Origin of the sequence: Exiguobacterium sp. s34, from assembly GCF_018617435.1 — a bacterium.
GTDB classification, from domain to species: Bacteria; Bacillota; Bacilli; order Exiguobacteriales; family Exiguobacteriaceae; genus Exiguobacterium; species Exiguobacterium aestuarii.
Window position 1 is genome coordinate 304,296 of sequence record NZ_JACSKE010000004.1, and the last position, 25,918, is coordinate 330,213.

Genomic DNA, 25,918 nt, shown 5'->3' on the forward strand with positions numbered 1-25,918 from the left:
TTCATGTATGGAGACGACGCACTATGTACGTGTTTCCCCAGAAGTATGGGTATCGTTCGAACAAGATCCGGAGATGATTTTAGACTGGTTGATTCATATGCATGAGCAATACCGTGACCGGGACGACACGTTAACGCTCCCGAATGTCGAATCGTTTCAACGCGTACTCAGTCAAATCGAAGTGTATATCGATGGGGCTGATACGTACAATATGGAAATGGCACTCGTCGGCGAGGAGTTGATCGTGAATGAAGCGCAGGCGGTCGTGGTCGGGATTTTGACCCCGCAGTTGCTTCATATCGTCAAAGACACACTACACGCGTTCGGACGGGACGATGTGAAAGATATGGCGCTCGTACCGAGAGATGAGTTCGAGACGATTTGGGAAGACTGGACAAGATTGCAACAGTTTTGTGAGACGGCCGCGTCTCAAGAAGAGCTTGTCTTAATTTATTATGAATAAGTTGAATCCATATGATATACTGTAAAAAAATGGTATAAAGGGGATTCATTCATGGACGTGCTCGGCACACTCATCTGGATCGGCATTCTGATTAATCCGTTTCTTGCGTATCAAACGAAGAATGTATCACTCTATCGCATCACGCTCATCTCATTCACCGTATTCTTGGCGACATGGATGGGGATACGGGGTGACGGGAGGTGCGGTCGTACCCTTCTTTGAGACAGCGTGGAATGTCCTGTTAATTACTTACGTTGGGCTTTTATTATTGAATAGTTACTTCGTCGGCAAACGGCTCGTTCCGCAGATGACATGGTTTCGTTTTGGTCTATTCGGACTGACTGGAGTCGGTTTCAGTCAAGTGTGGTTCGGACTGAGCGCGGGCAAGTGGGGATGGTCATCCTTCATGAATGGAGATGTATGGATGATGGGTGTGATCGTATCACTACTGCTCCTTCTTATCGTGACGATGAAGACGCTGGACCGTCGGCTTGAGGTATAAAAAAATCCCGAAACGAATTAGTTCGTTTCGGGATTTTAATTATTTCAAAGCTGTCTCGAGTGCCTTGACATTTTCGCGCATCAAGTCGAAATAGCTCTTGTCCATCTGTTCTTTTGTGACAGATTCTAAGTTGTAGATTGTCACGCTTTCTGCGCCGATTTCTTGTTTCACGACCTCGGCCACTTTCGGTGTGACTGTATCTTCAAAAGCGATATAGTTCAAGTCGTGGAGACGAGCCTCTTCAATGATTCGTTTCAGGGCTTGTTGTGACGGCTCTTCAGAAGGTGTGAGTCCGGCAATCGGCAATTGCTCGAAACCATATCGTTCAGCCAAATAGCCATATGCTGCGTGTGTGACGAGCAACTCTGACTTCGAACCATTCTCAACTGCTGATTTTAATTCCGCGTCGAGGGCGTTCGCCTCATCTTTAAATGCACTCAACCGCTCAGCGAACTCGTCTTTATAGTCCGGTGCTTCTTCACTGAAAGCTGCTTCTACCGCTTCTGCCATCGATACAGCATTCATCGGGTCGAGCCAGACGTGTGGATCGTATTGTCCGTGGTCATGACCATCTTCTTCATGAGCTTGCTCGTCTTCAGAATGTCCTTCTTCTTCGTGAGCATGTTCATCCTCGGAATGACCATCCTCTTCATGGACATGGACCGTATCAGCGGCATCGAGTAACGTCACGTCCTCAGCTGTTTTGACGAAAGCGACGTTCTGTCCTTCTAAGCTCTTCTCCATCGATTCCACGTAAGGTTCGAGGTCATGACCGATTGTCAAAAAGAGATCTGCTTCTGCAATTTGAGTCATTTGCTTCGAAGTGGGCTCGTATGTGTGCGGGTCTGCTCCTGGTGGAATGACCATTTCCACGTTGACACGGTCACCACCGATTTCCTCCGCCATTGACTTCAAGGCAAAAGTTGAAGCGTAGACGGTCAGTTGATCATCTGTCGATTCTGTTGCGTTATCTCCCTCGGTGTTGCCGCAAGCCCCAAGTAAAAGCGTGCCGGCCGCGACAGCACCTAGCCAAGTCTTCTTCATCTTCCATCGTCCACCTTCCAAGTTATCTGAATATTAAATCGTAACTGTTACGTTTTGTGACTGCGAGTAATATTATAGTGTGACCTTCGGAGCACGTCAAGTCCGACTTCTGATGGATAGATTTTTGAAAAAAGCGGGAATATGATTAAAAAAAGGAACGAGGAGTGGATTGTATGAGAAGGGAGACTGCCTGGTTTGTCGGGGGTGCGGCGTTAGCCGCGGCAACGGCAGCCGGGGCTAGCGTGTGGAATCAGTACGGGTCACTTGTCAGATGGCAAGAGCCTGAATTGCCGATTCGACCGACAACACGCCGGCGCCACACGTACACGTATAAGATTGTCAATGATCGTCCGCTCCAATTTGATTTATATCTCCCACCAGGAGAGGGGCCGTTCCCAGTCGCGGTCTATGCACATGGGGGAGCATTTGTCAGAGGGAGCCGCGGTATGGTCACACTGTTCCATCCGTTACTCGATCACTTTTTGGGGAAAGGGATCGCCGTTGTCAGTATCGATTATCGCTTGTTTGAGGACGGGGTATATTTCCCTGATAATATTATCGATGTCTCGGATGCACTTAGCTATTTAAAGCAGCATGAATCATTGCTGACGCTTGATACAAGTCAGTTACTCGTATGGGGCGATTCTGCTGGAGCGGCTTTGATGCTCGCGACTGCGCTCGATCGCCATAAACAATTTGTGGGCGAACTCGGGGATGACCTTCCAATCATCAAAGGGGTCATCGCCCTGTATCCACCGACGAACTTTTTACTGTTCAAATTTATTCAAACATGGCTGGCTCATCTGAAATTTTATGAAGGAAGCCGTGAGGAGTGGCGTGAACTGATGGTGAAATGCTCACCAGTCTCCCATCTATATGCCGATGCCCCTCCGATTCTATTGTTACATGGAAAGAAAGACCCGATTGTGCCGTTCGGCCAAGCGCTTCACTTCGTTGAACATGCGAGTGATGTCGGCGCGAACGTTCAGCTCATCTCATTTCCGAATGGGACACATTCGCTTGCGAGTTTCCTTCAATCAGACAACCCGATCAAAGAAGAGCAACTGATGGCGCGCATCAACCGTTTTATTGACGAATGCTTTGTCTGAAGTTGCGATTTTTAGGGAAGATGGTACGATGGGGGATGATTGAAAGAGTAAGGAGTGGAAGTAGTGACAGAGTTATGTTTAGTCAGACACGGTCAAACCGATTGGAATCGTTTAGAAATTATTCAAGGGCGTGAAGACAATCCGTTGAATGCACTCGGACGTCAACAGGCGGAAGAGAGTGCAGCTTTTTTGGGTCAAGAACAGTGGGATCTCATCATCTCTAGTCCATTAACGCGTGCGGTCCATACAGCACAGGCAATTGCGACAGCGTGTGGAATCGAGCATGATGCGATTCAATTGGACGAGCGATTTATTGAACGCGAGTTTGGAGCAGCGTCCGGACAACCTGTGAAAGGTATTTATGAGGCGGTGCAGGCAGATGACGAGCATCGCGTGCCCGGTCTTGAGTCAGAAGATGAGATGCGCGCTCGTGTTTTAGAAGGAATGGAACATTTAGTCACTATGCATCCAGGAAAGCGCATCATTGTCGTTTGTCATTCACATGCGATTAAAGCGGCGCTCTCGGCGATTGATGATACGTATACGTTCCGTCATGCGATGCGAAACGCCTGTTCGAACTATATTATCCATCAACATGGCCGTTTTGAGGTGAAGGCGATTAATGTTGCTGACCATATCACCGATCCGGCCATCATGAAATGAGGAGAATGTCATGACGACCTTGCTATGGGTATTCATCATTGCATCATTTGTAGTCGCTTTTGCCGGACTGATTTATCCGGTGATCCCAAGCGTCCTGTTCTTGTTCATCGGGTACATGATTTACGGATTCGGTTTTTCATTTGAGCCGTTGACGTGGACGTTCTGGGTATGGCAATCGGTCTTCCTTATCTTCTTGTTTGTGGTGGACTATGTTGTCACCAGAGCCACAGTGGATAAACGAGGTGGTTCAGAACGGGCGAAATGGGGTGCGACGATTGGTTTGATTGCCGGGCCATTTATCTTCCCGCTCGTCGGTGTCCTCATTTTCCCATTCGTCTTCGCATTTCTAGCGGAGTTGACACTCGGAAAGTCAACGCGTGAAGCGTGGAGCATCGGTGTCGGAACAGTCCTCGCCTTTCTCGGAAGCACGCTGTTGAAAGTAATCGGGATGACGATGATGGTCATCTTGTTCTTGATCTATGTGTGAGGCGGAGTACCTTTCTCCGTCTTTTTTGTTTGAAAGGGGAATGGTTTTGGGGAAAGAAAAAACAAGGTCATTCGATTACTCGAATGACCCGGTTTTGACTAATTGATTGAAGGCGGAGCGGCTGAACGATTGCTGGATCTCCACTTTCTTCTCGAAGAAGGCTGGCTTCAAATTCGACGTGGCGACTCCTTCTTGAATAAGCGAGTCGAGCACTTGTTTTGTCGCATCTTGTTTTGGATTCAACATGAGTCCTTCGGCGACGAACGTATGGTGATCGCTCAAGGCTCGTTCACTCGTGAACGTCAAGGCGAGTGCGGCAGGCGCGTTCGTCGGGGACGTGATGACAGCTTCAGCGAGAATGAGGATTCGTTTGTTTAAGTAATGGTGAAGCGTGACGGCCGATTCGGTCGGGACGAGCATCTCGAGCAACCATTCTGAATCGTGCTCTTTCGAAATGATCAACCCATCGAGTAAATCGATTGGTAAGTTCAGTTCATTGCCGTACTCGTCTTGAACGAGACGGACTTGGACGAGGCGAAACGTTTTCATAGGATCGTTCCTTTCCGCGTTTTCTTTAGACCATCTTAACATAGTCTGACGAATAGAATGTGTTAAGATAACGGGGAAGAAATAGAAAAAATAGAGAGTGAGGGAGGCATCAAGATGAGTTGGGTTGTTGGCGTAATCGGGTATGTGACGATTCTCGCGATTGTCTACTATGGTGTCCTTTTCTTCAAAGTGAAACGGGAGCGGAGTCGGGCCGGCTATCGAATCTTTCTTTTGCTTGCCGGACTATTTTTAGTCAGTGGGAGCGATTATATCATTGCACTGTTCCAAGGGGACACCGAAGCGACGTTTTGGCAACGAACCGTCTATTTTGTCTTGATATTGCTCTCTTTGTCGATGGCGCTTTACTTTCGGAGAAAAGAAGATCAAAGCCAAGCAGGCGAGATGACGATGGTATAAGCAAACGGTTGTGGGAAATACACCCACAACCGTTTTTTATTTTGGTACTCGCGTTTTGCGAATCATATCGAGTTTTAAATCCCAGAGCGGTTTACTGAATGTCACGGAGTACACTTCCGGTAAGCGAAGGCGTTTATACTCTTCCCAGAGTCCGTTCATCTGTTCGTGATGGTATGCTCGGATCTCGGTCGTGCTTGGAAGGTCGTAAACCCGTTTTCCGTCAAGGAAAATCGGTTGTAACAAGCGTTTGACGTTGAAGTTGCGCGTCTTGATTTTGAAGGCGGGATCGCGAACGTCGATCAAGTCGATTTCGGTATACGATTCGACCGGTTCGTCGGCAAGGGCGATATAGTCGCCTTTGAACTTTTTCGTCTCCTTGTCGATGATGCGGTACAACTCTTTTTTATGAGGAGTTGTCGTTTTCACTTTAGAAGAAGACACTTTGATGACCGGTTTTAATTCCCCAGATTCATCCTCACGAGCGACGAGTTTATACACCATTCCGAGTGCTGGTTGCTCGTAAGCCGTGATTCCACGTGTCCCGACGAGGAACGTATCGGCTTCTGCCCCTTGCATGCGTAAGTCTTGAATGACGTACTCGTCCAAATCACCAGAGACGACGATTTTGACGTAGTCAAGACCTGCCTCATTCAACGCTTTGCGAGCGCGTTTTGACAGATAGGCGAGGTCACCAGAGTCGAGTCGGACAGACTTGAGGCGGTGTCCTTTTGCTTCGAGCTCTTTCGCAACCGTAATCGCGTTTGGAAGACCGGATTTCAGTGTGTCGTACGTATCGATTAGAAGACTCGTGTTATCTGGGTACATCTCGGCGAACGAACGGAATGCGCTCAATTCATCATCATGGAACTGAATGTCCGCATGTTCCATCGTTCCTCCTGTCGGTACGTCGAAATCGCGTCCTGCAGAAACGAGGCTCGTCACATCGAAACCAGCGATATAAGCAGCGCGTGTCCCGTAATAGGCAGCATCGACACCTTGTGCGCGACGAGCTCCCCCTTCAAGGAGTGTCTCGTTTGGAGCAGCCTGACGAATGCGGGCATACTTCGTGGCGATGAGTGATTCGTGGTTCGCGATGTTGAGTAGCGCTGTCTGGAACAGTTTTGCTTCAAAGATGGTCGATTCAATCCGGACGACTTGTTCGTGCGGGAAGATGACTTCTCCTTCACGGACACTATATAGTGAACCAGTGAACTTAAAGTTTCGTAACACATCTTCAAATTCATCTTCGAAACCGAGTTGCGCTTTTAAATACGTGATGTCTTCTTCTGTGAACGAAACGTTCTCCAGATAGTGGACGATGTTTTCAAGTCCGGCGAAGACGACATAGCCACCGCTGAAGGGATTCGAACGGTAGTAAAGGTCAAAGACGACCTTTTCATTATGACGACCTTGTTTCCAGTAGATATACATCCAACGTGGGAGGTAAAGGTCTGTGTGAAGTGCTAAATTGCGATGTAACATATGTTTTCCTTTCTGTTTTACGTCACTTTCCGACGACGGTCGCACCGAGAGTCGTGACGAAATGTTCGAGCGCCCATTCGTGACCGACCGGATTGAAGCTTTGGACGGCATCGGCGTGGACGACGATTTGATAACCGAGGTTGTAGGCATCTACGGCTGTATGGAGCACACAAATGTCCGTACAGACACCGACGAGATGAACTTCTGTAATTCCACGTTCCCGAAGACGAAGGTCAAGGTCAGTCCCGGCAAACGCACTATATCGTGTTTTGTCGATCCAATGGTCCGCCGTTTTAGATGCTTCTTTCACGGTGCCATACAATTCACGACCTTCCGTCCCACGAATGTTGTGAGGCGGGAATAATGTCGTCTCAGGATGGAACGTGTCTCCTGCATCATGGACATCGTTCGCGATGACGACATAATCCTCAGTCGAAAACGTTTCGATCAATTCGACAATCCGCTCTTCAATCTCTTGCCCAGGTTTCCCACAAGTCAAACGACCGGTGTCTGCGATAAAATCAAATGTATAATCAATAACAATCAATGCGCGCATAGGAGATGCTCCTCTCTCGTAATCAAAATGATGGCTATCCACCTCATTCTAAATCATTATACATCATGCGCGGAAGATTATTTTTCTGCGGTTTGGGTAGATTAAGACAGTAGACTGTATAGGGAAAGGGGATTGTGACGATGGTTTTATCACAAAGTGAATTGACAGATGAACTATCACGGTTAAACGGTTGGGAAGAAGTGAACGGGGAAATTCAAAAGACGTATCGGCTCGAGACGTTCCCTGAAGCCATCCAGTTCGTCCATCTGGTGGCAGATTTGGCTGAATCGCTTGATCATCACCCGAACATCTTGATTGAATATCGAAATGTGACATTGACCGTATCGACCCATGATGAAGGGGGCATTACGGAGAAAGACATCACACTTGCGAAAGGGTGTGAGGAACTTGTCTAAACTATATATGACGTTTGCGTCAGGTAGTGTGGCGGAGCGCCTCCGGAAAGAGCCGGGTGTGATCGCTGCGAATGGTCACGAAACGATTCTACTCGCAGAAGGAGAAAAATCTCCGTTTAAAAGTGGCAAGGTGTTTGAAATCGAAGAGGCATCCGGTGAATTCGTAAAAAAAGGAAACGTCTTATATGCGAACGTGCCGACGGATGAAAATGCCCGTTCCCTTCTGTTTCACCAGTTGTTGACGGAAAAGGCGCCGCTTGGTGTCGGGCATGATGGATTTTCGGCTTACCGACTAGGTGTCGACCCAGACGACAATCATGCGGTCTTGTTTATTCAATTCACGTCTGGTGGGAAACACTTCCGAGACACAGCGGACTATGCGGTACTTGAAGACCGCCTGAAACGGGCAGTCGAACAACGAGGTGCAGGTCCTGTCATAAAACACTATGTCGTCACTGAGTCAGATAATCTATAATAAAAGATAACGTCATGTTAGGGGAGGATTTTTATGAACAAGAATTATTTCTGGTTGGGGATGGCTGCGGGTGCAGTAATCGGCGCAGCGGCATCACTTCTCCATAGCGAAACACGCGATCAACAAGTGAGACAACTGAAAGGCATGAAGTCGAAGTTGAAGTCATCGAACGCATCGACAGAAGCACACGCGGTTGGTCTTCAAGCGTCATCGAAAGGGAACTTGAAAGACCGTGTCATGGAATGGAAGTCGCTTTACGAAGAAAACCAAGATACGATTCAAAACCTCGTCGAAGACGTGAAAGACTTAGTCGACGCGCTTCAAGAGGCTCGTCATAAAAATCAAATCTAATCACACGCCTGATGCTTACGCATCGGGCTTTTTTTATGCGCATCAAACCCTTGAAACAAAAGCGATGGTGAAGATAATCTGCCTCCTATGAATAAAAATACAATTGACAGAATAAATATACATATGGTTCAATCATTTTATTCTTTAGAGGAGGTAGGAGATGATTACGTGTGGCATCGTCGGCGTAACAGGTTATGCCGGGTTGGAGTTGTTGAAGCTGATCGAACAACATCCGACTATCCATTTAGAAAAAGCAATCAGCGATTCGCGCGCCGGAATGACCTTATCGGAACTGTATCCGTGGTTGCAGACAGGTGCACAACAACTTGAGCCGTTTCAAGCGGATGCCCTGGCTGGAATCGATGTATTGTTTCTTGCGACACCGAGCGGCGTGTCCGCTGATTATATACGACAGTTGGAATGTTTTGACGGGGTGGTCATCGATTTGAGTGGGGACTTGCGATTACCATCCAACTTATACGAAACGTGGTACGGGAAACCGCCTGTAGCGGCCTTCATTCAAACAGAGGCCGTCTACGGCTTGACCGAGTGGAATCGGGACAAGCTCTTGACCGCGAAATGGATTTCAAATCCCGGTTGTTACGCGACAGCCGTCTCGCTCGCCTTAGTACCGTTCGTTCAACATGACTGGATCGACCCGACGAATATCATCGTCTCTGCCTGTTCAGGAATTACGGGTGCCGGAAAGGGATTGAGTGAGAAGACGCATCACGCTAAATCGAATGAGAACGTGCAACTCTATAAAATTCATACGCATCAACACATCCCAGAAATCGAGCAAACGTTGAACACATGGAGTGGAACGAAAGCAACCGTCTCGATGTCGACACACTTACTCCCCATCAACCGAGGAATCATGGCGACGATCACGGTTCAACCGAACGATGACGTTTCAGAAGATGAGTGGGTACATCGTCTTCAGAACGTATATGGAGACGAACCATTCATCCGCGTGCAGCAAGGTGAACCTGAGATCAAGTCAGTTGTCGGTTCGAATTACTGCAATCTCTGGGTGTACAAAGAAGAACGGACGAATCGCCTGACCATCGTCTCGGTCATCGACAATATGCAAAAAGGAGCAGCCGGACAAGCGTTACAAAATGCGAACGTTCGATTCGGGTTAGAAGAAACACTCGGACTGTTGAGTCAACCACAATACATTTAGGAGGATGAAGCATGATCGACATCATGGCGACCCAAAAGCCGGGCATCGTATCACCGAAAGGATTTCAAGCGTGTGGGATCCATGCGGGATTAAAACGAAAACGTAAAGATTTGGCGTTACTCGTCTGTGAACGACCGGCGAGTACGGCAGCGGTCTATACGACCAACCACTTTCAAGCGGCACCGATTCAAGTGACAAAAGCATCTCTGACCGAATCAGATGGCTACCTTCGGGCCGTATTGATCAATAGTGGTAACGCGAACGCGTGTACAGGCGAACAAGGATTGAAGGATGCCTATACGATGCGCGACGTGACAGCGACACAGTTAGGTGTGAAGCCGGAGGAGGTGGCAATCGCCTCAACAGGCGTCATCGGTCAACCGCTCCCGATGATCCCGCTCATAAACGGAATCGGTCATCTGCAACCGACAACCGCATGGGAAGATGGGCAATCATTCGCTGAAGCGATTTTGACGACGGATACCGGAACGAAACAGACGGTCGTCCAGTACGGCGAAGGAGAAACGACCGTGACCATCGCGGGAGTCGCCAAAGGGTCGGGGATGATTCATCCGAATATGGCAACGATGCTCGGATTCGTCACGACGGATGCCGTCATCGCACCAGAGCTTTTGCAACAGACGCTAAAGCAAAGCGTCGACGCCTCATTTAACAACATCACGGTGGACGGAGACAGCTCGACGAACGATATGGTGCTCGTCATGGCGAGTGGGGCACTAGAAATGGAAGAAATCAAAGAGGGGACTTCAGCACATGATGCGTTCCAACAGGCATTGACAGAGGTTTGTTTAGAGCTTGCCAAAGCAATTGCGAAGGATGGAGAAGGGGCGACGAAGCTGATTGAAGTTCATGTCAATGGAGCAACATCCGACCAAGAGGCTAGAACGATTGCCAAACAAATCGTCGGATCTTCCCTCGTGAAGACGGCGGTGTACGGCCAAGATGCCAACTGGGGAAGAATCATTGCCGCAATCGGTGCCGTTCCGTTCCCGGTGAATGTAGCGGCGATCGATATTCAGATCGGTAGTCAGCTCGTCCTCCAAAACAGTACCCCCGTCTGGTTTGATGAGACGTATGCGACAGAAGAAATGAGTCGGGACGTCGTCACGATCACGGTCGACTTACATGACGGGGAAGGGGCAGGTCAGGCATACGGATGTGACTTGACGTATGACTACGTCAAAATCAATGCGAGTTACCGGACATGAAGAAGCGAAAAATCATCAAACTTGGAGGTAGCGTCTGGGATTCGATGGCGCCCGAGTATTTTGAGGAGTGGCGTAACTGGATGGAAGCCGGTCATGAACTGCTCATCGTTCACGGAGGGGGACCAAAACTATCGGCGTACTGCACGTCTCAACACATCGAGCCGACCTTTCAAGACGGTCGTCGCGTGACGACGGACGAGGTGTTGATTGGGGCTTGGCGAGTGTTGGCCGGGGAAATGCAGACGGATGTCGTGTCGACGCTGACACAACATGACATCGATGCGTTTGGCTTATCAGGTGTCGACGGAAATGCGATTTGGGGTCATCCGATCACCGGACTTGGGAAAGTCGGCGAGGTGACAGCGATTCGGAATGACGTATTCGAACGATTGATGGATTCCGGTCATGTACCGGTCGTGACGTCTGTGATTGCGAGCGCGAACGGACCGCTGAACTGTAACGGTGATGATTGTGCGGTGGCACTTGCCGTTTCGTTACAAGCGGATGAATTTGAACTGCTGACAGATGTGAACGGGATTCGCATTCATGGCGAATTCCAAACGACGTTAAACGAACGAGATGTTCATGAGGCGATTGCGAACGGAGAAATCTATGGCGGGATGGTGCCGAAAGTAGGGGCGTTATTAGCAGCGGTGGCAGGTGGTGTCAAACAAGCCCGTATCCGGGATGGTCGTGACGCAACACTGGCAGGGACAAGATTATGGGAGGGGAACTATGAATTCGCTTTTACCGACATACGGATCACGAACGATTGAGATTGCGCAAGCGAGCGGGTCGTACGTGACGGACGTGTCTGGAAACACATACTTAGACTTTGTGATGGGGATTGCTGTGTGTGGGACGGGACATCGCCATCCATACGTGCAACAAAAGATTGAAGAACAACTAAATCGAGTGTGGCATACATCAAACTTATATATGATATCCGGTCAACAGCGTGTAGCTGAGAAACTGACAAAAGGAACACATCTCACACATGCCTTCTTTTGTAACAGTGGTACGGAAGCGAATGAGGCGGCCTTCAAGTTGGTGCGCAAGTGGACGAAGAAGACGAAAATCGTCACATTCACCCAATCGTTCCATGGTCGTACGTTCGCGATGCTCGGGGCGACCGGCCAGGATAAAGTGAAGCAAGGATTCGGTCCGATGGTGAATGATTTCATACACGCACCATTCAACGACATGGAGGCGCTGAACTTAATCGATGAAGAAACTTCCGCTGTATGGCTAGAGATCGTGCAAGGTGAAGGGGGTGTCGTCGTCGCGAATCAGTCGTGGTTACAGGCGCTGCAAGAAAAGGTAGACGAGTATGATGTGAAAATCGTCGTCGACGAAGTGCAGACCGGCATCGCCCGTACTGGCACACGTTTTGCATTCGAGCAAACACCACTTCAACCACACATTGTCACGTTAGCGAAAGGACTGGGGAGCGGCATCCCGGTTGGTGCGATGTTGACGACGACGGAAGCGACGGAAATCTTTGGACCCGGGAGTCACGGATCGACGTTCGGTGGAAACCCGCTAGCGATGGCGGCGGCGGAAGCGACGCTCGATATTCTCTTCACACCAACGTCCCTTCAACATGTCAAAGACATGGGAGAATACTTGAAGAAAGGACTCACCCAATTCGTGGACGGGGAACGTTTCATAGAAGTGAGAGGGCTCGGACTGATGGTTGGACTTGTTTCATCAGAACCGGTAGCCGAATGGGTCACACAATTGGCAGAGACGGGGTTACTAGTCGTGATGGCGGGTGCCCGTGTCATTCGCTTCCTGCCCTCATTACGAGTCACGAAATCTGAAATCGACGAAGCATTGATGAAACTTGAACAAATCTTACAGAAGGAGGGCGTCGTATGAACGGAAACATCAGCTTATTGAACGGAATGCAGTTAACAGGAACTTGGGAGACGAGTGCACGACATGCGAGTGGCGAGGTCGTGTTCTTCACCGGGATGACAGGCTATCAAGAAGTGTTGACCGACCCGTCATACGCAGGACAAATCATCGCTTTCACCTATCCGCTGATCGGACAATATGGACTGGAATCAGACGGGAACGAAAGTGCGCACATTCAAGTGGCCGGCGTCCTCGTTCAAACATTGGCGGATCATGGAGGGCGTCCCGAATTGAAGGATTGGTTAGAAAAGGAAGGGATCCCGGTACTATCACAAGTCGATGTGCGTGCCCTCGTCCACGTGTTGCGTGAAGAAGGAGATCAATTTGGGGTGATGTCTCATGAAATGGAATCCAACAATCCGCAACCACTCCATCAGCTGACAGAGCGTGTCACGACGACGTCGATCGTTCATGAAGGAAACGGGGAGAAAGGACATGTTGTCTGTTTAGATTTTGGGGTGAAGGCGTCGATGGTCAGGGAAATCGTGAAACGTGGATATCGCGTGACGAGTGTCCCATATGATTCTCCCAAAGATGTCGTGGATGCGTTGCGACCGGATGCGATCTTAGTATCGAACGGGCCAGGGGACCCGCGAGATCATCTCGGACGAATTGAGGTCATTCGGGAATTAGCGCTATCTCATCCGACGCTCGGAATTTGCATGGGGCATCAACTGCTCGCGCTCGCATTCGGGTGCAACATTGAAAAGCAAACATATGGACACCGGGGTTCGAATCACCCGGTTCGAAACGTCAAGACAAACGAAGTGTGGATGACGTCACAAAACCACGGATATGTTGTCGAACGGACGAGTATCGAACAAAGCCCGCTTGAGTTGCTCTATGAGAATGTGAATGACCACTCGGTCGAAGGACTTGTGCATCCGAATGGAACGATCTTCACGACACAGTTTCATCCTGAAGCGAGTCCAGGACCAACTGACGCACAATCTGTCTTCGACCGCTTTGACGAAATGATTCAGCAGGGAGTGAACGTGTATGCATAAAAAAGTACTCGTCATTGGTTCAGGACCGATCGTGGTCGGGCAGGCCGCAGAGTTTGATTATTCCGGAACACAAGCGTGCCAAGCGCTACGAGAAGCCGGATGTGAAGTTGTCTTATTGAACTCCAATCCTGCCACGATTATGACAGACCCAGGGATGGCGGATGCGACGTATATCGAAGCGATGACCGTACAAAAAGCGACCGCCATCATCGAAAAAGAACGTCCGACTCACTTACTCGCGACGGTCGGGGGACAGACGGCGTTGAATTTGGCACTCGATCTCGAGGAAGCTGGAGTATTGACGACATATGGAGTCGAACTACTCGGGACATCACTTGAAACGATTCGAGACGGAGAAGACCGTGAACGATTCAAACAAAAGATGGAACTGCTACATGAACCCATTCCGACGTCAACAACGATTGAATCGATAGAAGAATTGACGACTTTCATCGAGTCGACGGGTGTTCCGCTCATCGTTCGACCAGCCTTTACGCTCGGCGGAACAGGTGGTGGCATCGCGACGACAGAAGAAGAAGCCTACAAGATGGCACGTCGAGGTCTTGAAGCGAGTCCGATCTCGCAATGTTTAGTCGAAAAGAGCATCGCCGGCTATAAAGAGTTTGAATATGAGGTGATGCGTGATGCGTTCGGAACGTGCATCATCGTCTGCAACATGGAAAACATTGACCCGGTCGGTGTGCATACGGGGGACTCCGTCGTATTCGCACCAGCACAAACGTTATCGGATCACATGCATCAAACGTTACGGAGTGCTTCGTTTCGGATCGTATCCGAGCTAGGTGTGATTGGTGGGTGTAACATTCAGTTCGCTGTTCATCCGACGAAATCAGAGTACTATGTGATTGAAGTGAATCCTCGCGTCTCGCGCAGCTCAGCGCTTGCGTCAAAAGCGACCGGTTATCCGATTGCGAAAATCGCGACACGTCTCGCCTTAGGGGAACCGTTAGACCGTTGTATCAATCCGGTCACAACAAACACGATGGCAAGTTTTGAACCGGCACTCGATTATATTACGGCGAAAGTGCCATGCTTCCCGTTCGACCTGTTCGCCGAGACAGACCGTACGCTCGGTCCACAAATGAAAGCGACCGGCGAGAGTATGGCGATGGGGAAAACATTAGAAGAGGCATTGCAGAAGGCATGGCGTGGAGCCGGGATTGAACAGGCGCCACTCTATCCAAAGTGGATGCAAGAAGCCACCGTCGATGTGTTAATGAAAGAAATCGAGGCACCGACGGACCGTCGTCTTCATGCTTGTCTCGCTTTGCTCGATCGTGAATTATTGTCTGACGATTCGTTGCAGCAAATCACGGGAATCACGCCACACTTCATTCAGATGTTGAAACGTCTCCTCCAAATGACAAAGCAAGATTTGACGGAACCGAGCGGACTATTACAGGCGAAGCGCCTCGGATTCACAGACGCACAGATTGCCGAGATCATGCACGTACAAGTCGCGGACGTCAAGACGCTCCGGGAATCGGCTTCGATTCAGCCGGTATATCAGATGATTGACACATGCGCCGCTGAATTTGAAAGTCAGACCCCATATTTTTATGGCTCCTGGCACGGGACATCTGAAGTAGAGCCGAGTGGCAAACGGAAAGTTGCCATCATCGGGGCAGGGCCGATTCGAATCGGACAAGGCATTGAGTTCGACTACAGTTCAGTCCACGCGGTATGGGCGCTTCAAAAACTTGGTGTCGAAACGATTATGATCAACAATAACCCGGAGACCGTATCGACCGACTTCTCGATCGCGGACAAACTGTACGTGGAACCACTGACAAGCGAGGATGTCATGCACGTGTTAGAGGCGGAAGGTTGTCACGATATCTTGATTCAGTTCGGTGGCCAGACAGGGATTGCGCTCGCCCATGATTTAGAGGCGGCTGGATATCATTTGCTCGGTGCCTCCGCGCCGACCATCGACCAAATGGAAGACCGGGATCGTTTCTATCAGTTCCTTGATTCGATTGAGGTCGAACATATTCCGGGAGAGGAAGTGTCTTCCCAACAAGAATTGAATGAAGCGGTACAACAGCTAGGTTATCCATGCATCCTTCGCCCGTCATATGTGATTGGTGGGAAGGGGATGCTGCTCATTCATACGGAGGAACAGTTGGCAGATGCGTTACCGAATCTTGCCTATCCCATCCTTGTCGATCAATACGTTCCAGGACGTGAGCTCGAAGTGGATTGTGTGACAGACGGGGAAACGGTGTATGTGCCAGTCATCCTCGAACAAATTGAAGCGGCAGGTGTTCACTCGGGAGATTCGACGATGGTCTTACCGCCAGTCGAGACGAGTAAGTCGATTCAAGAGAAAGTCGAATCGATTGCAAAACGAATCGGGCAGGCACTCGATTATAAGGGGGCCTTGAACATTCAGTTTGTGTTAAACGAAGAAACGATCTATGTCCTCGAAATCAATCCGCGTGCATCTCGGACCGTTCCGATTGTCAGTAAAGTGACGGGCGAACCGTTAATCGAATGGGCGACCTATGCAGCGTATGGTCTGTCGTTAGCTGATTACGTTCCGACAAGCGTTCGCCCATTGACGAACTATGCGGTGAAGACGCCAATCTTCTCGAACGTCAAGTTGCCCGGCGTCGACCCGATGACAGGCCCGGTCATGCGTTCGACAGGCGAGACGCTCCAGTTCAGCTCACATCCATATGTGCCGGAGCGGTTCACCTATGATGCGCTGACGACGCGGGTGATGACACGTTCGCAGATTGCTTTTGGGGAAGGGTTTGAGCACTTCGGGGATACACCGCTCGCAGACGTCACTGACTTCCAAGATGTCGCCGTGTTATTCTCGGATGCGACCGATGAGCGGGAATCACGTGAAGCCGCCGTCCGCAACGGCGTTCATATTATCTCGTCGCGACAGTTGGCTCAGTATTATCAAATGAGTCAGTCACTGGCCGACAATCAAGTTCAATCGTTACAATCCATTCAAATGAAAGAGGGCGTAGCTAAATGACAGTGAAGACGATGCAACATTTTTTGACGATGGAAGAATTGACACCGGACACGCTCGATGCGTTGCTTCAGTTGGCACATGACGTCAAACAGTCGCCTCAATCTTTTGCGACAGCGCTGACAGGTAAGAAAGTCGCCTTGTTGTTTGAAAAGGCATCGACTCGTACGCGCATGTCATTTGAGGTGGGTGTCGTCGAACTAGGCGGGTACCCGCTCTTCCTCAGCGGTCAAGATTTGCAAATCGGGCGCGGGGAACCATTGACGGACACGATTCAAGTGATGAGTCGGTATGTGGATGCGCTCATGATTCGGACGTATGCGCATGAAACGGTGGAGACGTTGGCGCAACATGGAACGATTCCGATTATGAACGGACTGACGGATCTGCATCATCCGTGCCAAGTGCTCGCGGATTTGTTGACGATTGAAGAACAGTTCGGAAGTCGTTCAGGGAAAGTGTTGACGTATATCGGAGACGGGAACAATATGGCGCACTCGCTCATGATTGGCGGTGCGCTGAGTGGGATGCATATTCGAATCGCGTCGCCGAACGGATACACCGTCGATCAAGCGATTTATGAGAATGCACAAAAGTTGGCGCAGACGACTGGAGGTAGCATCAAGTTGTTTGATGATCCGGCGCTTGCTGCAAATGAAGCAGATATTGTCTATACGGACGTCTTTGCGAGTATGGGGCAGGAAGAGGAAGCCGATGAACGATTGATGAAATTTGCAGGGTTCCAAGTGAACGGTAACCTAATGGCTCTTGCGAAAACCGATGCAATCTTCCTTCACTGTTTACCGGCGCATCGCGGGGAAGAAGTGACGGCTGATGTGATCGATGGACCACAGTCATGGGTGTTCGATCAAGCCGAGAACCGTCTGCATGCACAAAAAGCATTGATGCTGACATTAGTGACGTAACAACAAAGGGTGACACGCCATGTGTCACCCTTTCGTTATAGGAACTGTGCCAATAAACCGAAGATAGCCAGTCCGATGATGATGTAGAAGAACCATTTTCCGTCTCCGGAATGAACAATCGGGGGTGCATACGAACGTTGCTTATACTTTCCATAGCGCATCGGGCGCGTATACGGAACTGTGAATCGCGAGAGTGGAATGGCAAGTAAAAATCCTGCCAAAAAGCCATAAACATGTCCCCAAAGCGAAACATTCGAACCAATCAATGTGAAGGCGGCACTGATGGCGACGAAAATGTAAACCAAGCGGGCATCTTGGCTAAGCATTAACGTGCGACGGAAACGACCGATGAACACGTAGAATCCGAGAATGGCCAAGATGGCTCCTGACGCACCGGCTTGTAAATAAAACAAGTTGCTGACGGTGAAATAGGTGAACAAGTTGGCAAGTGCTCCGGCGAAAACATAAAACAGGGCAAATTTCACATGCCCGACCATACGTTCCATCGCAGGTCCGAAGATGATCAGTGCAAACGAGTTAAACAATAGATGACCAAGACTCAAATGAATAAAGTTGGCCGTCACCAAGCGATACCATTGTCCATCGGCGAGTGCCAAATGGAATGACCCGCCTGTCGCCACGATTCGTAAGCCAGGAGCGAAAGAATCGATGACAAACACAAGGAGTTGGATTACAATGAACAGCGTTACGAGTGGATATGCCCGTACAAACGTTTGTACATTTTCCGTACGACTAAACATAACATCACCTCTTTCCTCAATTGTATAGGGAAACGATGGAAAAAGGAAAGGAGCGAGTGTCCTGTGATTGTAGGAATTGGAGTCGATATTGTCGAGCTTGATCGGATGGCTCGCTCGATGAAACAACCACGGTTTTTAATGCGTCTGCTCACCGATGCTGAATATGAGATGGTTCAAAAATACCCACTTCCGCGTCAAATCGAGTTTGTTTCGGGACGTTTCGCCGCAAAAGAGGCTTACGCCAAGGCGATTGGGACTGGAATCGCACACGGTTTATCATGGCGTCACATTGAAATTTTACCGGATGAGACGGGACGTCCTGTCATGACCGCGCCTTTTTCGGGTCGGATTCATGTCAGCATTAGTCATAGCAGTGCATACGCCGTCGCACAAGTCATCTTAGAAGAGGAGGGGCAACATGTTTCGTCCAAGTCGAATCGAGATTGATCGGGCGGCCATCGCCCATAACATAAAAGAATTAACCAAACGAATCCCACAAGACATCATGGCGGTCGTCAAAGCGAACGCCTACGGTCATGGGGCGGTTGAAGTAGCGAAGATTGCACTCCAGAACGGGGCGACGATGCTTGGGGTCGCTTTGTTAGAAGAAGCAATCGAACTTCGGGATGCAGGGATTAAGGCACCGATTTTAGTCATGGAGGCGCAATTTCCCCAATATGCGGGAATTGCAGCGGAACGAGACATCACGTTGTCCGTCTTTTCTGCCGAATGGGTAAAAGAAGCTGCTGCTTATATAGAAGAAAAGCCGTTGACGGTCCATATTAAAGTCGACACAGGCATGGGGCGTCTCGGTCTTCGTACGCGCGAACAGCTTGATGCGCTACTCGAGGAAACGACCGACTCATTTGTTATAGAGGGGATTTACACCCATTTTGCGACAGCCGATGAGCTCAATAGCGACTTGTATTACACGCAACAAGAACGATTCGAACGTTTGATGGAAGGGCTACACGAGCGGTTCCGCTATATTCACACGTCCAATTCAGCGGGAGCCATCCGGATGGCGGGACAGGACGTTCCTTATAATCTGGTCCGTGTTGGTATCGCAATTTACGGGTTATACCCATCACACGAGATGGAGACGTTCTACTCGTTTCTTCGCCCCGCCTTTACCTTGAAAAGCCAACTCATGCAGGTGAAGCGACTTGAGGCAGGTCAAACGATTAGTTACGGAGCGACCTATACGACGTCAGCCAATGAATGGATTGGGACCGTCCCAGTCGGATATGCGGACGGATGGTTACGGAAGGCGAGCGGATTTGAAGTTGAGGTAAATGGTGTCCGTTGCCCGATTGTGGGACGCGTCTGCATGGACCGCTTCATGATCCGTCTCCCAGAAGAGTTTCCAGTAGGTACGGATGTGACGCTTGTCGGTGGAAACGTCGCCATTGATGAACTCGCCTCATATCTTGGGACGATCAACTATGAGATCGTCTGCCAGTTTACGAGTCGATTACCGCGTCACTATGTGTGAATCACAAATCGTGTGAAATTATCTGAATTCTTTCTCGATTTCTCTATATTTTCCCATTCCCGCGTGTTATATTGATAAAGAACGCGGGAGATTTTCCGCCAGTCCATGAAACGATTCTGGAGGTGTAAGATGTTGAAGCAGCGAACTGCGGGTGCGCTAGCGTCCGTCCCAGATCGGTTCTCGCAACAAGGGGGTCCGATTTCGATGAAAGACCGTGAAACACTGTCCTTGAACGATGTAGTGACATACTTGTCTAAAGAAATTGCTGATCGACAACAAACACTGCGTGAAGAATTGGCGAAAGGCTATCAAGAGATGGCCGCGTTTAACTTGAATATGGCAGAAGAGATGCTAACGATTGAAGCCGAAGCCGAACACGCTCTCTTACGTCAAGTAAGTGGGGTGTGAGCAGAGTGATCGTAAAGCGTGGTGACGTATTTTATGCGAATCTGTCGCCCGTAGTCGGCTCAGAGCAAGGTGGCGTTCGACCCGTTCTTATCGTGCAGAACGACATCGGCAATCGCTTTAGCCCGACCGTCATTGTCGCTGCGATTACAGCTCAGATTCAAAAAGCAAAACTGCCGACTCATGTGGAAGTATATCAAGAAAAGCATGGACTCGAGAGAGACTCTGTGATTTTACTTGAACAGATTCGAACGATTGACAAGCGTCGTCTGACGGATAAAGTCACTCATCTCGATGATGAGACGATGCATAAAGTTGACCGAGCGCTAGAGATTAGTATGGGATTGATTCCTCTCTAGCCTTACATAGATCAAGACTGGTACATAGGTATCGGTCTTTTTTTAAACATTTTCTTAAAATGTGGTTTAAGATTTTGATAGTGGGGAATTAAAGTAAATCGTACTCAATTTATCTGTACGGACATTTAGGAGGGAATAGACGATGGATTTATCGATTCGTGAGCAAGTCATTGGAGAACAATTACACCTTTACGTATCCGGAGAAGTGGATACATATACTGCACCAAAATTGAAAGAAGTATTGCATCCGGCCATCAGTGAACAAGACGTGGTCGTTCATTTAGACGAAGTGGAGTATATGGATTCGACAGGTCTCGGTGTGTTCGTCGGTGCATTAAAAATTGCCACGCGCAACGAAAAAGAGTTGTCACTTGTCGGAGTCACGGAGCGAGTCAATCGTCTATTCGAATTGACGGGTCTCCACAAACTTCTTTCTATTAATTCGAACGTAAGAGGTGGCACGCAATGAACAATGTTGAACAGACGGTCATGACGTTCCCGGCCAAACCCGAATATGTCGGTGTGGTTCGCTTAGTCGTTTCAGGAATCGCTAACCGTATGGGATATACGTACGACGAGATCGAGGATATTAAAATCGCGGTCTCGGAAGCATGTGGTAACGCCGTCCAACATGCATATGATGATCATCAAGATGGAGAGGTCAAACTCGCTTGTGGCGTATACGCAGATCGTCTTGAGATCACGATTGAAGATTCAGGCAAGACGTTCGCAGATGATGTGAAGCGTCAGGCGGCTCCGGTCGAAGAGACGACAGAAATTGAATCGCTCCACGAAGGAGGACTTGGTCTCTTCCTTATCGAAGCGTTAATGGACGATGTCTCGATCAATAAAGACAATGGTGTCAAAGTGACGATGACAAAACTCCTCAACAGGGACGAGGTGGATCAGAGTGCCAGCAAAATCTCAACAACGCCATCACAGTGATGACGAGGTACTAGAGTGGATTGAACGCTACCAACAAGACGATCAAAACGAAGAAGTGCAAATGCTACTCATCAATCGCTATTCGGACCTCGTTGAAGCACTCGCCCGTAAGTTCTCGCGAGGGCGAGCGATTCACGACGATCTCGTGCAAGTTGGGATGATTGGGTTATTGGCGGCGCTTCGTCGATTTGACCCAGAATTCGGTCGTAGCTTCGAATCGTTTGCCGTCCCGACCATCATCGGTGAAATTAAACGATTCATCCGCGATAAAACATGGAGTGTCCATGTTCCACGTCGAATCAAAGAGCTCGGACCGAAAATTAAGAAGACGGTCGAAGAATTGACGACTGAATTGCAACGCTCACCACGGATTGATGAGATTGCCGATCACCTCGGCGTATCAGATGAAGAAATTCTCGAAACGCTCGAGATGGGTAAAAGTTATCAAGCATTGTCGGTCGATAGTTCGATCGAAGCGGATAATGAGGGTAGCACAGTCACGTTACTCGACTTGGTCGGTAGCCAAGAACGTGGGTATGAATCGGTTGACCAACGCCTCATTCTAGAGAAAGCGTTCAACGTCTTAAATGAACGGGAACGAGCCATCTTAGAATGTGCCTACTATAAGAACATGAGTCAAAAAGAGACTGGGGAACTTCTCGGTATCTCGCAGATGCACGTCTCCCGTTTGCAGCGGCGAGCACTCGAAAAGCTGCGTGAAGCCATCAAAGTCCCACTCAATGAAGTATTCTCAAGCGATGACTAATCGAGTCATCGCTTTTTTGTTTGAATGTTTGCTACACTTTGAAAGAGATCATAAAAGGAAGTGATTCAAGTGATTACGAAAGTGGCTAAAGCGTTAAACTTGAAAGTGAACCAAGTGGAGACGGTTCAACAGCTCGCATCTGAAGGGGCGACGATTCCGTTCATGGCCCGTTATCGAAAAGAGATGACGGGAAATCTAGACGAAGTTGAAATTAAAGCAATCTTGGACGCCCTTCAATATGAAGAAAGTCTACAAAAACGAAAAATGGATGTTCTTGCTAAGTTAGAAGAGTTAGAAAAGAACACACCGGAACTTGCGAAAGCGTTGGAAGCAGCGACAACCCTTCAACAAGTTGAAGACATCTACTTACCATATCGCCCGAAACGACGCACGAAAGCAGAACAAGGACGGGAGAAAGGGTTGCAACCACTTGCGGACTGGTTCCGTGACAAGTCACCTTACTCGGCAGATGTGATCAAGAAACTCTTGAAGGATGTCACGTTAGAAGAAGCGCTTCCGCTCGTTCATGCTATCATCGGGGAAGAATGGGGCGAGGAAGCGAAACTACGCCAGATGCTTCGCGACCGCGTACGCAAAGAAGGACTTTTGCGCTCGAAGAAGAAAAAACAAGCGGAAGACGAAAAAGAGATTTTTGCGCAGTACTATGAATATGAAGAAAAAATTGCTGGGATTGTCCCACACCGTGTACTCGCCTTGAACCGTGGGGAGCGTACCGATGTCCTTCAAGTGAAAGTCATTTTTGACGAGACACGCTTCATGGATCAAGCCCTTCGTACATATGAACGACTTCCGAAAGAAAAGCGTGAAGTTGTCGAAGCGGCTGTGACAGAAGCTTATAAAAAATCAGTCTTCCCAGCAATTGAACGAGAGATTCGTGGTGAGTTGACAGAAAAGGCAGAAGAACAAGCAATCGATGTCTTCTCAAAAAACTTAAAACAACTCTACATGCAACCGCCTCTTCGTGAGGTAGTCGTCTTAGGGATTGACCCGGCTTATCGGACAGGATGTAAATGGGCGGTGGTGAACGAAATCGGGAAAGTCGAAGAGGTCGGTGTCTTTTATCCGACAGCACCAAAGCACGATATCGCCGGCGCTGAAAAAGTATTGACGAGGCTTGCGAAAAAATATCCAATCTCCGTCATTGTAGTCGGAAACGGAACTGCATCACGGGAGACCGAACAATTCGTTGCGGATTGGTTGAAGAAAGCGGAACGTGAAATTGCCTACGCAATTGTGAACGAAGCGGGAGCGAGTGTCTATTCTGCATCGGAAGTCGCACGAAGTGAATTTCCGGATTTAAAAGTCGAGGAACGGTCAGCGGTCTCGATTGCACGTCGAATCCAAGATGCAATGGCGGAACTCGTCAAAGTCGATCCACAATCCGTCGGTGTCGGGCAGTATCAGCATGACGTGAGCCAGAATAAACTGAAGGCATCTTTAGAATTCGTCGTCGAGAGTGTCGTCAACATGGTCGGAATCGACGTGAACCGTGCCTCGGAGTCTTTATTGACTTACGTGTCGGGACTCAATAAAACGACCGCAAAAAATATTGTGGTATATCGAGAAGCGAATGGACGCTTTGAAACAAGGAAGGAAATTAAGAAAGTTCCACGTCTTGGAGCGAAGGCGTTCGAACAAGCGGCAGGGTTCTTGCGAATCATGAATGGGAAGGATGTTCTCGACCAGACAGAGATTCACCCAGAAAGTTACCCGCTTGCATTATCGATTTTGAAAGAGATTGGGTCTTCGAAAGCGGAAGTTGGGACGGCTGCATTACGTGAACGACTACAACAAGTTGATGCACATACATTGAGTGAGCGATTAGAGGCAGGACTACCGACGGTTGAGGATATCTTAAAATCGTTAGCGAAGCCGGGTCGAGATCCACGAGAAGACATTCAAAAGCCAATACTGCGTAGGGATGTCATGAGTCTTGAAGACCTTCAAGTCGGAATGGAATTCCAAGGCACCGTTCGAAACGTCATTGATTTTGGTGCGTTCGTGGATATTGGTGTGAAACAGGACGGACTTGTTCACATTTCCAAATTATCAAATCGTTATGTGAAGCACCCGCTAGATGTCGTGGCGGTCGGTGATATCGTTACGGTGTGGATCGAACAGGTGGATGTGAACCGGGGACGAATTAGTTTAACGATGCTTGAACCGAACAGTTAATAAGAAGAAACTCGAATCAGGTAAAATGTTTTTCATTTTACCTGATTTTTTTTAGAAAAAGTGTTGACGGTCTTTTTGTACCGTGATATCTTATAGAAGTCGCCGAGAGACGGCATGCGAATTGAAAGTTTTTCTAAGAAAGTGATTGACAGGTTTCTGGTTTGCGGTTACAATATAAATCGTTACTTCGATAATTTCAAGCAACGTTCCGCAATAGCTCAGTGGTAGAGCAACCGGCTGTTAACCGGTAGGTCGTAGGTTCAAATCCTACTTGCGGAGCCATTTTATTTTGGAGACGTACCCAAGAGGCTATAAGGGGCTCCCCTGCTAAGGGAGTAGGCTGGGAAACCGGTGCGAGGGTTCGAATCCCTCCGTCTCCGCCACTTAAAATTACTTAGAAGACACATACACTGGCCCGTTGGTCAAGCGGTTAAGACACCGCCCTTTCACGGCGGTAACACGGGTTCGAATCCCGTACGGGTCACCATATATGGAGGATTAGCTCAGCTGGGAGAGCACCTGCCTTACAAGCAGGGGGTCGGCGGTTCGATCCCGTCATCCTCCACCATTTCAAATAAAAACGTAATCTGGTCTTGTGGTGTAGGGGTTAACATGCCTGCCTGTCACGCAGGAGATCGCGGGTTCGAATCCCGTCAAGACCGCCATTTACGTTGGGCTGTAGCCAAGTGGTAAGGCATCGGATTTTGATTCCGACATGCGAAGGTTCGATCCCTTCCAGCCCAGCTTTTATTTGAGTCATTAGCTCAGTTGGTAGAGCATCTGACTTTTAATCAGAGGGTCGCAGGTTCGAGCCCTGCATGACTCACCATTTTAATTTTATACGCTGCGGTCGTGGCGGAATCGGTAGACGCGCTAGGTTGAGGGCCTAGTGGTGGTTAACACCGTGGAGGTTCAAGTCCTCTCGACCGCACCATATGCACCCTTAGCTCAGCTGGATAGAGCGTTAGACTACGAATCTAAAGGCCGGGAGTTCGAATCTCTCAGGGTGCACCATTCTTTTTTATGGGCCTATAGCTCAGCCGGTTAGAGCGCACGCCTGATAAGCGTGAGGTCGGTGGTTCGAGTCCACTTAGGCCCACCATTTAAACTGACGAACTTTGAAAACTGAACGATGAGGCAAAAATAAGTTTTACAATTTTTGAATGAAGCGCAAGCTTCGTCAATTTAAGAGCTATATC

At 49.0% G+C, this 25,918-nt stretch carries 30 protein-coding genes and 10 tRNA genes; 35 read left to right on the forward strand and 5 right to left on the reverse strand.

The window, feature by feature from the left end; translation table 11 throughout:
- The first annotated feature begins 7 nt into the window (after nucleotides 1-7).
- The 3 genes from KNO87_RS10945 to KNO87_RS10955 are packed head-to-tail and all read left to right on the forward strand — an operon-like array spanning nucleotide 8 to nucleotide 965.
- The gene (locus tag KNO87_RS10945) at nucleotides 8-463 is read left to right on the forward strand and encodes a hypothetical protein (RefSeq protein ID WP_214790401.1); all 456 of its coding nucleotides are present in this window, start codon (nucleotides 8-10) and stop codon (nucleotides 461-463) included.
- A 51-nt stretch (nucleotides 464-514) separates the two neighbouring features.
- Nucleotides 515-685 carry a hypothetical protein gene (locus tag KNO87_RS10950; protein WP_214796142.1) on the forward strand — a complete coding sequence of 57 codons (171 nt, stop codon included), beginning with the start codon at nucleotides 515-517 and terminating at the stop codon, nucleotides 683-685.
- Nucleotides 654-965: a hypothetical protein gene (locus KNO87_RS10955; RefSeq protein WP_214796144.1), complete on the forward strand. Its 312-nt coding sequence runs from the start codon at nucleotides 654-656 to the stop codon at nucleotides 963-965. The genes KNO87_RS10950 and KNO87_RS10955 overlap by 32 nt, the downstream gene beginning before the upstream one ends.
- Before the next feature lie 39 nt (nucleotides 966-1,004).
- Here the strand turns inward: KNO87_RS10955 and KNO87_RS10960 are convergent, their stop codons facing one another.
- Nucleotides 1,005-2,009, reverse strand: coding sequence for a metal ABC transporter solute-binding protein, Zn/Mn family (locus tag KNO87_RS10960; protein ID WP_214796152.1), 1,005 nt, complete (start codon nucleotides 2,007-2,009; stop codon nucleotides 1,005-1,007).
- A gap of 173 nt (nucleotides 2,010-2,182) precedes the next feature.
- On the opposite strand from KNO87_RS10960, the gene KNO87_RS10965 reads away from it, so the two are divergent.
- The 3 genes from KNO87_RS10965 (at nucleotide 2,183) to KNO87_RS10975 (ending at nucleotide 4,268) form a co-directional block, all read left to right on the forward strand.
- Entirely contained in the window at nucleotides 2,183-3,118 is a 936-nt protein-coding gene (locus KNO87_RS10965) for an alpha/beta hydrolase (RefSeq protein WP_214796154.1), read from the forward strand.
- A 63-nt stretch (nucleotides 3,119-3,181) separates the two neighbouring features.
- Nucleotides 3,182-3,781: a histidine phosphatase family protein gene (locus tag KNO87_RS10970; RefSeq protein ID WP_214790409.1), complete on the forward strand. Its 600-nt coding sequence runs from the start codon at nucleotides 3,182-3,184 to the stop codon at nucleotides 3,779-3,781.
- Between the two features lie 10 nt (nucleotides 3,782-3,791).
- Nucleotides 3,792-4,268, forward strand: a complete 477-nt coding sequence (locus tag KNO87_RS10975; protein ID WP_214790411.1) for a DUF456 domain-containing protein — start codon at nucleotides 3,792-3,794, stop codon at nucleotides 4,266-4,268.
- Nucleotides 4,269-4,343: 75 nt separating this feature from the next.
- Here KNO87_RS10975 and KNO87_RS10980 read toward each other — a convergent pair whose 3' ends face one another.
- Nucleotides 4,344-4,817, reverse strand: coding sequence for a YwpF-like family protein (locus tag KNO87_RS10980; protein WP_214790413.1), 474 nt, complete (start codon nucleotides 4,815-4,817; stop codon nucleotides 4,344-4,346).
- A 114-nt stretch (nucleotides 4,818-4,931) separates the two neighbouring features.
- Here KNO87_RS10980 and KNO87_RS10985 point away from each other — a divergent pair, with 114 nt between their 5' ends.
- Nucleotides 4,932-5,234, forward strand: a complete 303-nt coding sequence (locus KNO87_RS10985; RefSeq protein ID WP_031424443.1) for a 7TM diverse intracellular signaling domain-containing protein — start codon at nucleotides 4,932-4,934, stop codon at nucleotides 5,232-5,234.
- A gap of 36 nt (nucleotides 5,235-5,270) precedes the next feature.
- Here KNO87_RS10985 and KNO87_RS10990 read toward each other — a convergent pair whose 3' ends face one another.
- Together KNO87_RS10990 and KNO87_RS10995 are read right to left on the reverse strand one after the other, a co-directional pair.
- Nucleotides 5,271-6,716 (reverse strand): nicotinate phosphoribosyltransferase, encoded by a 1,446-nt coding sequence (locus KNO87_RS10990; protein WP_214796156.1) that lies wholly within the window; start codon nucleotides 6,714-6,716, stop codon nucleotides 5,271-5,273.
- Between the two features lie 22 nt (nucleotides 6,717-6,738).
- Nucleotides 6,739-7,272 (reverse strand): cysteine hydrolase family protein, encoded by a 534-nt coding sequence (locus KNO87_RS10995; RefSeq protein WP_214796158.1) that lies wholly within the window; start codon nucleotides 7,270-7,272, stop codon nucleotides 6,739-6,741.
- Nucleotides 7,273-7,412: 140 nt separating this feature from the next.
- Here KNO87_RS10995 and KNO87_RS11000 point away from each other — a divergent pair, with 140 nt between their 5' ends.
- The 10 genes from KNO87_RS11000 to argF all read left to right on the forward strand — a co-directional run bounded on the left by KNO87_RS11000 (nucleotide 7,413) and on the right by argF (nucleotide 17,792).
- Nucleotides 7,413-7,688, forward strand: a complete 276-nt coding sequence (locus tag KNO87_RS11000) for a 4a-hydroxytetrahydrobiopterin dehydratase (protein ID WP_015880543.1) — start codon at nucleotides 7,413-7,415, stop codon at nucleotides 7,686-7,688.
- Nucleotides 7,681-8,163 carry a type III secretion system chaperone gene (locus tag KNO87_RS11005; protein WP_251126177.1) on the forward strand — a complete coding sequence of 161 codons (483 nt, stop codon included), beginning with the start codon at nucleotides 7,681-7,683 and terminating at the stop codon, nucleotides 8,161-8,163. The genes KNO87_RS11000 and KNO87_RS11005 overlap by 8 nt, the downstream gene beginning before the upstream one ends.
- Nucleotides 8,164-8,196: 33 nt before the next feature.
- Nucleotides 8,197-8,514 carry a hypothetical protein gene (locus KNO87_RS11010; RefSeq protein WP_214790419.1) on the forward strand — a complete coding sequence of 106 codons (318 nt, stop codon included), beginning with the start codon at nucleotides 8,197-8,199 and terminating at the stop codon, nucleotides 8,512-8,514.
- A 160-nt stretch (nucleotides 8,515-8,674) separates the two neighbouring features.
- On the forward strand, nucleotides 8,675-9,700 hold the full coding sequence (gene argC, locus KNO87_RS11015) for an N-acetyl-gamma-glutamyl-phosphate reductase (RefSeq protein ID WP_214796160.1): 1,026 nt from the start codon (nucleotides 8,675-8,677) through the stop codon (nucleotides 9,698-9,700).
- An 11-nt stretch (nucleotides 9,701-9,711) separates the two neighbouring features.
- Complete coding sequence (gene argJ, locus KNO87_RS11020; RefSeq protein WP_214814653.1) at nucleotides 9,712-10,929, forward strand: bifunctional glutamate N-acetyltransferase/amino-acid acetyltransferase ArgJ; 1,218 nt, start codon at nucleotides 9,712-9,714, stop codon at nucleotides 10,927-10,929.
- Complete coding sequence (gene argB / locus KNO87_RS11025; protein ID WP_214796164.1) at nucleotides 10,926-11,705, forward strand: acetylglutamate kinase; 780 nt, start codon at nucleotides 10,926-10,928, stop codon at nucleotides 11,703-11,705. Before argJ ends, argB begins: the two co-directional genes overlap by 4 nt.
- Nucleotides 11,665-12,810: an acetylornithine transaminase gene (locus KNO87_RS11030; RefSeq protein ID WP_214796166.1), complete on the forward strand. Its 1,146-nt coding sequence runs from the start codon at nucleotides 11,665-11,667 to the stop codon at nucleotides 12,808-12,810. The genes argB and KNO87_RS11030 overlap by 41 nt, the downstream gene beginning before the upstream one ends.
- Nucleotides 12,807-13,856 (forward strand): carbamoyl phosphate synthase small subunit, encoded by a 1,050-nt coding sequence (locus KNO87_RS11035; RefSeq protein ID WP_214796168.1) that lies wholly within the window; start codon nucleotides 12,807-12,809, stop codon nucleotides 13,854-13,856. Before KNO87_RS11030 ends, KNO87_RS11035 begins: the two co-directional genes overlap by 4 nt.
- On the forward strand, nucleotides 13,849-16,869 hold the full coding sequence (gene carB / locus KNO87_RS11040; RefSeq protein ID WP_214796170.1) for a carbamoyl-phosphate synthase (glutamine-hydrolyzing) large subunit: 3,021 nt from the start codon (nucleotides 13,849-13,851) through the stop codon (nucleotides 16,867-16,869). Before KNO87_RS11035 ends, carB begins: the two co-directional genes overlap by 8 nt.
- Nucleotides 16,866-17,792, forward strand: coding sequence for an ornithine carbamoyltransferase (gene argF, locus KNO87_RS11045; RefSeq protein WP_214796171.1), 927 nt, complete (start codon nucleotides 16,866-16,868; stop codon nucleotides 17,790-17,792). Before carB ends, argF begins: the two co-directional genes overlap by 4 nt.
- A gap of 35 nt (nucleotides 17,793-17,827) precedes the next feature.
- On the opposite strand, the gene KNO87_RS11050 is transcribed toward argF, so the two are convergent.
- On the reverse strand, nucleotides 17,828-18,553 hold the full coding sequence (locus tag KNO87_RS11050; protein WP_214790441.1) for a rhomboid family intramembrane serine protease: 726 nt from the start codon (nucleotides 18,551-18,553) through the stop codon (nucleotides 17,828-17,830).
- Nucleotides 18,554-18,616: 63 nt separating this feature from the next.
- Between KNO87_RS11050 and acpS the strand changes: the two genes are divergently transcribed.
- The 18 genes from acpS (at nucleotide 18,617) to KNO87_RS11140 (ending at nucleotide 25,821) form a co-directional block, all read left to right on the forward strand.
- Nucleotides 18,617-19,000: a holo-ACP synthase gene (acpS, locus tag KNO87_RS11055; RefSeq protein ID WP_214790443.1), complete on the forward strand. Its 384-nt coding sequence runs from the start codon at nucleotides 18,617-18,619 to the stop codon at nucleotides 18,998-19,000.
- Nucleotides 18,972-20,048, forward strand: coding sequence for an alanine racemase (gene alr, locus KNO87_RS11060; protein ID WP_214796173.1), 1,077 nt, complete (start codon nucleotides 18,972-18,974; stop codon nucleotides 20,046-20,048). Before acpS ends, alr begins: the two co-directional genes overlap by 29 nt.
- 129 nt (nucleotides 20,049-20,177) lie before the next feature.
- The gene (locus tag KNO87_RS11065) at nucleotides 20,178-20,456 is read left to right on the forward strand and encodes a hypothetical protein (RefSeq protein ID WP_026824473.1); all 279 of its coding nucleotides are present in this window, start codon (nucleotides 20,178-20,180) and stop codon (nucleotides 20,454-20,456) included.
- A gap of 5 nt (nucleotides 20,457-20,461) precedes the next feature.
- The gene (locus tag KNO87_RS11070; RefSeq protein WP_026824472.1) at nucleotides 20,462-20,812 is read left to right on the forward strand and encodes a type II toxin-antitoxin system PemK/MazF family toxin; all 351 of its coding nucleotides are present in this window, start codon (nucleotides 20,462-20,464) and stop codon (nucleotides 20,810-20,812) included.
- A gap of 142 nt (nucleotides 20,813-20,954) precedes the next feature.
- On the forward strand, nucleotides 20,955-21,281 hold the full coding sequence (locus tag KNO87_RS11075; protein ID WP_214696023.1) for an STAS domain-containing protein: 327 nt from the start codon (nucleotides 20,955-20,957) through the stop codon (nucleotides 21,279-21,281).
- Nucleotides 21,278-21,757 carry an anti-sigma B factor RsbW gene (rsbW, locus tag KNO87_RS11080; RefSeq protein WP_015880559.1) on the forward strand — a complete coding sequence of 160 codons (480 nt, stop codon included), beginning with the start codon at nucleotides 21,278-21,280 and terminating at the stop codon, nucleotides 21,755-21,757. Before KNO87_RS11075 ends, rsbW begins: the two co-directional genes overlap by 4 nt.
- The gene (sigB, locus tag KNO87_RS11085; protein WP_015880560.1) at nucleotides 21,723-22,523 is read left to right on the forward strand and encodes an RNA polymerase sigma factor SigB; all 801 of its coding nucleotides are present in this window, start codon (nucleotides 21,723-21,725) and stop codon (nucleotides 22,521-22,523) included. The genes rsbW and sigB overlap by 35 nt, the downstream gene beginning before the upstream one ends.
- Before the next feature lie 69 nt (nucleotides 22,524-22,592).
- Nucleotides 22,593-24,719 carry a Tex family protein gene (locus KNO87_RS11090; RefSeq protein WP_214796175.1) on the forward strand — a complete coding sequence of 709 codons (2,127 nt, stop codon included), beginning with the start codon at nucleotides 22,593-22,595 and terminating at the stop codon, nucleotides 24,717-24,719.
- A gap of 207 nt (nucleotides 24,720-24,926) precedes the next feature.
- Nucleotides 24,927-25,001, forward strand: a tRNA-Asn gene (locus tag KNO87_RS11095).
- A gap of 9 nt (nucleotides 25,002-25,010) precedes the next feature.
- Nucleotides 25,011-25,102: transfer RNA gene (locus KNO87_RS11100), tRNA-Ser, on the forward strand.
- A 29-nt stretch (nucleotides 25,103-25,131) separates the two neighbouring features.
- A tRNA-Glu gene (locus KNO87_RS11105) sits at nucleotides 25,132-25,206 on the forward strand.
- Between the two features lie 5 nt (nucleotides 25,207-25,211).
- Nucleotides 25,212-25,287 (forward strand) — tRNA-Val (locus tag KNO87_RS11110).
- A gap of 21 nt (nucleotides 25,288-25,308) precedes the next feature.
- Nucleotides 25,309-25,384 (forward strand) — tRNA-Asp (locus KNO87_RS11115).
- Between the two features lie 7 nt (nucleotides 25,385-25,391).
- A tRNA-Gln gene (locus tag KNO87_RS11120) sits at nucleotides 25,392-25,463 on the forward strand.
- Nucleotides 25,464-25,472: 9 nt separating this feature from the next.
- A tRNA-Lys gene (locus tag KNO87_RS11125) sits at nucleotides 25,473-25,548 on the forward strand.
- A gap of 17 nt (nucleotides 25,549-25,565) precedes the next feature.
- Nucleotides 25,566-25,653, forward strand: a tRNA-Leu gene (locus tag KNO87_RS11130).
- Nucleotides 25,654-25,656: 3 nt separating this feature from the next.
- A tRNA-Arg gene (locus KNO87_RS11135) sits at nucleotides 25,657-25,733 on the forward strand.
- Nucleotides 25,734-25,744: 11 nt separating this feature from the next.
- Nucleotides 25,745-25,821, forward strand: a tRNA-Ile gene (locus tag KNO87_RS11140).
- Nucleotides 25,822-25,918: the final 97 nt, after the last annotated feature.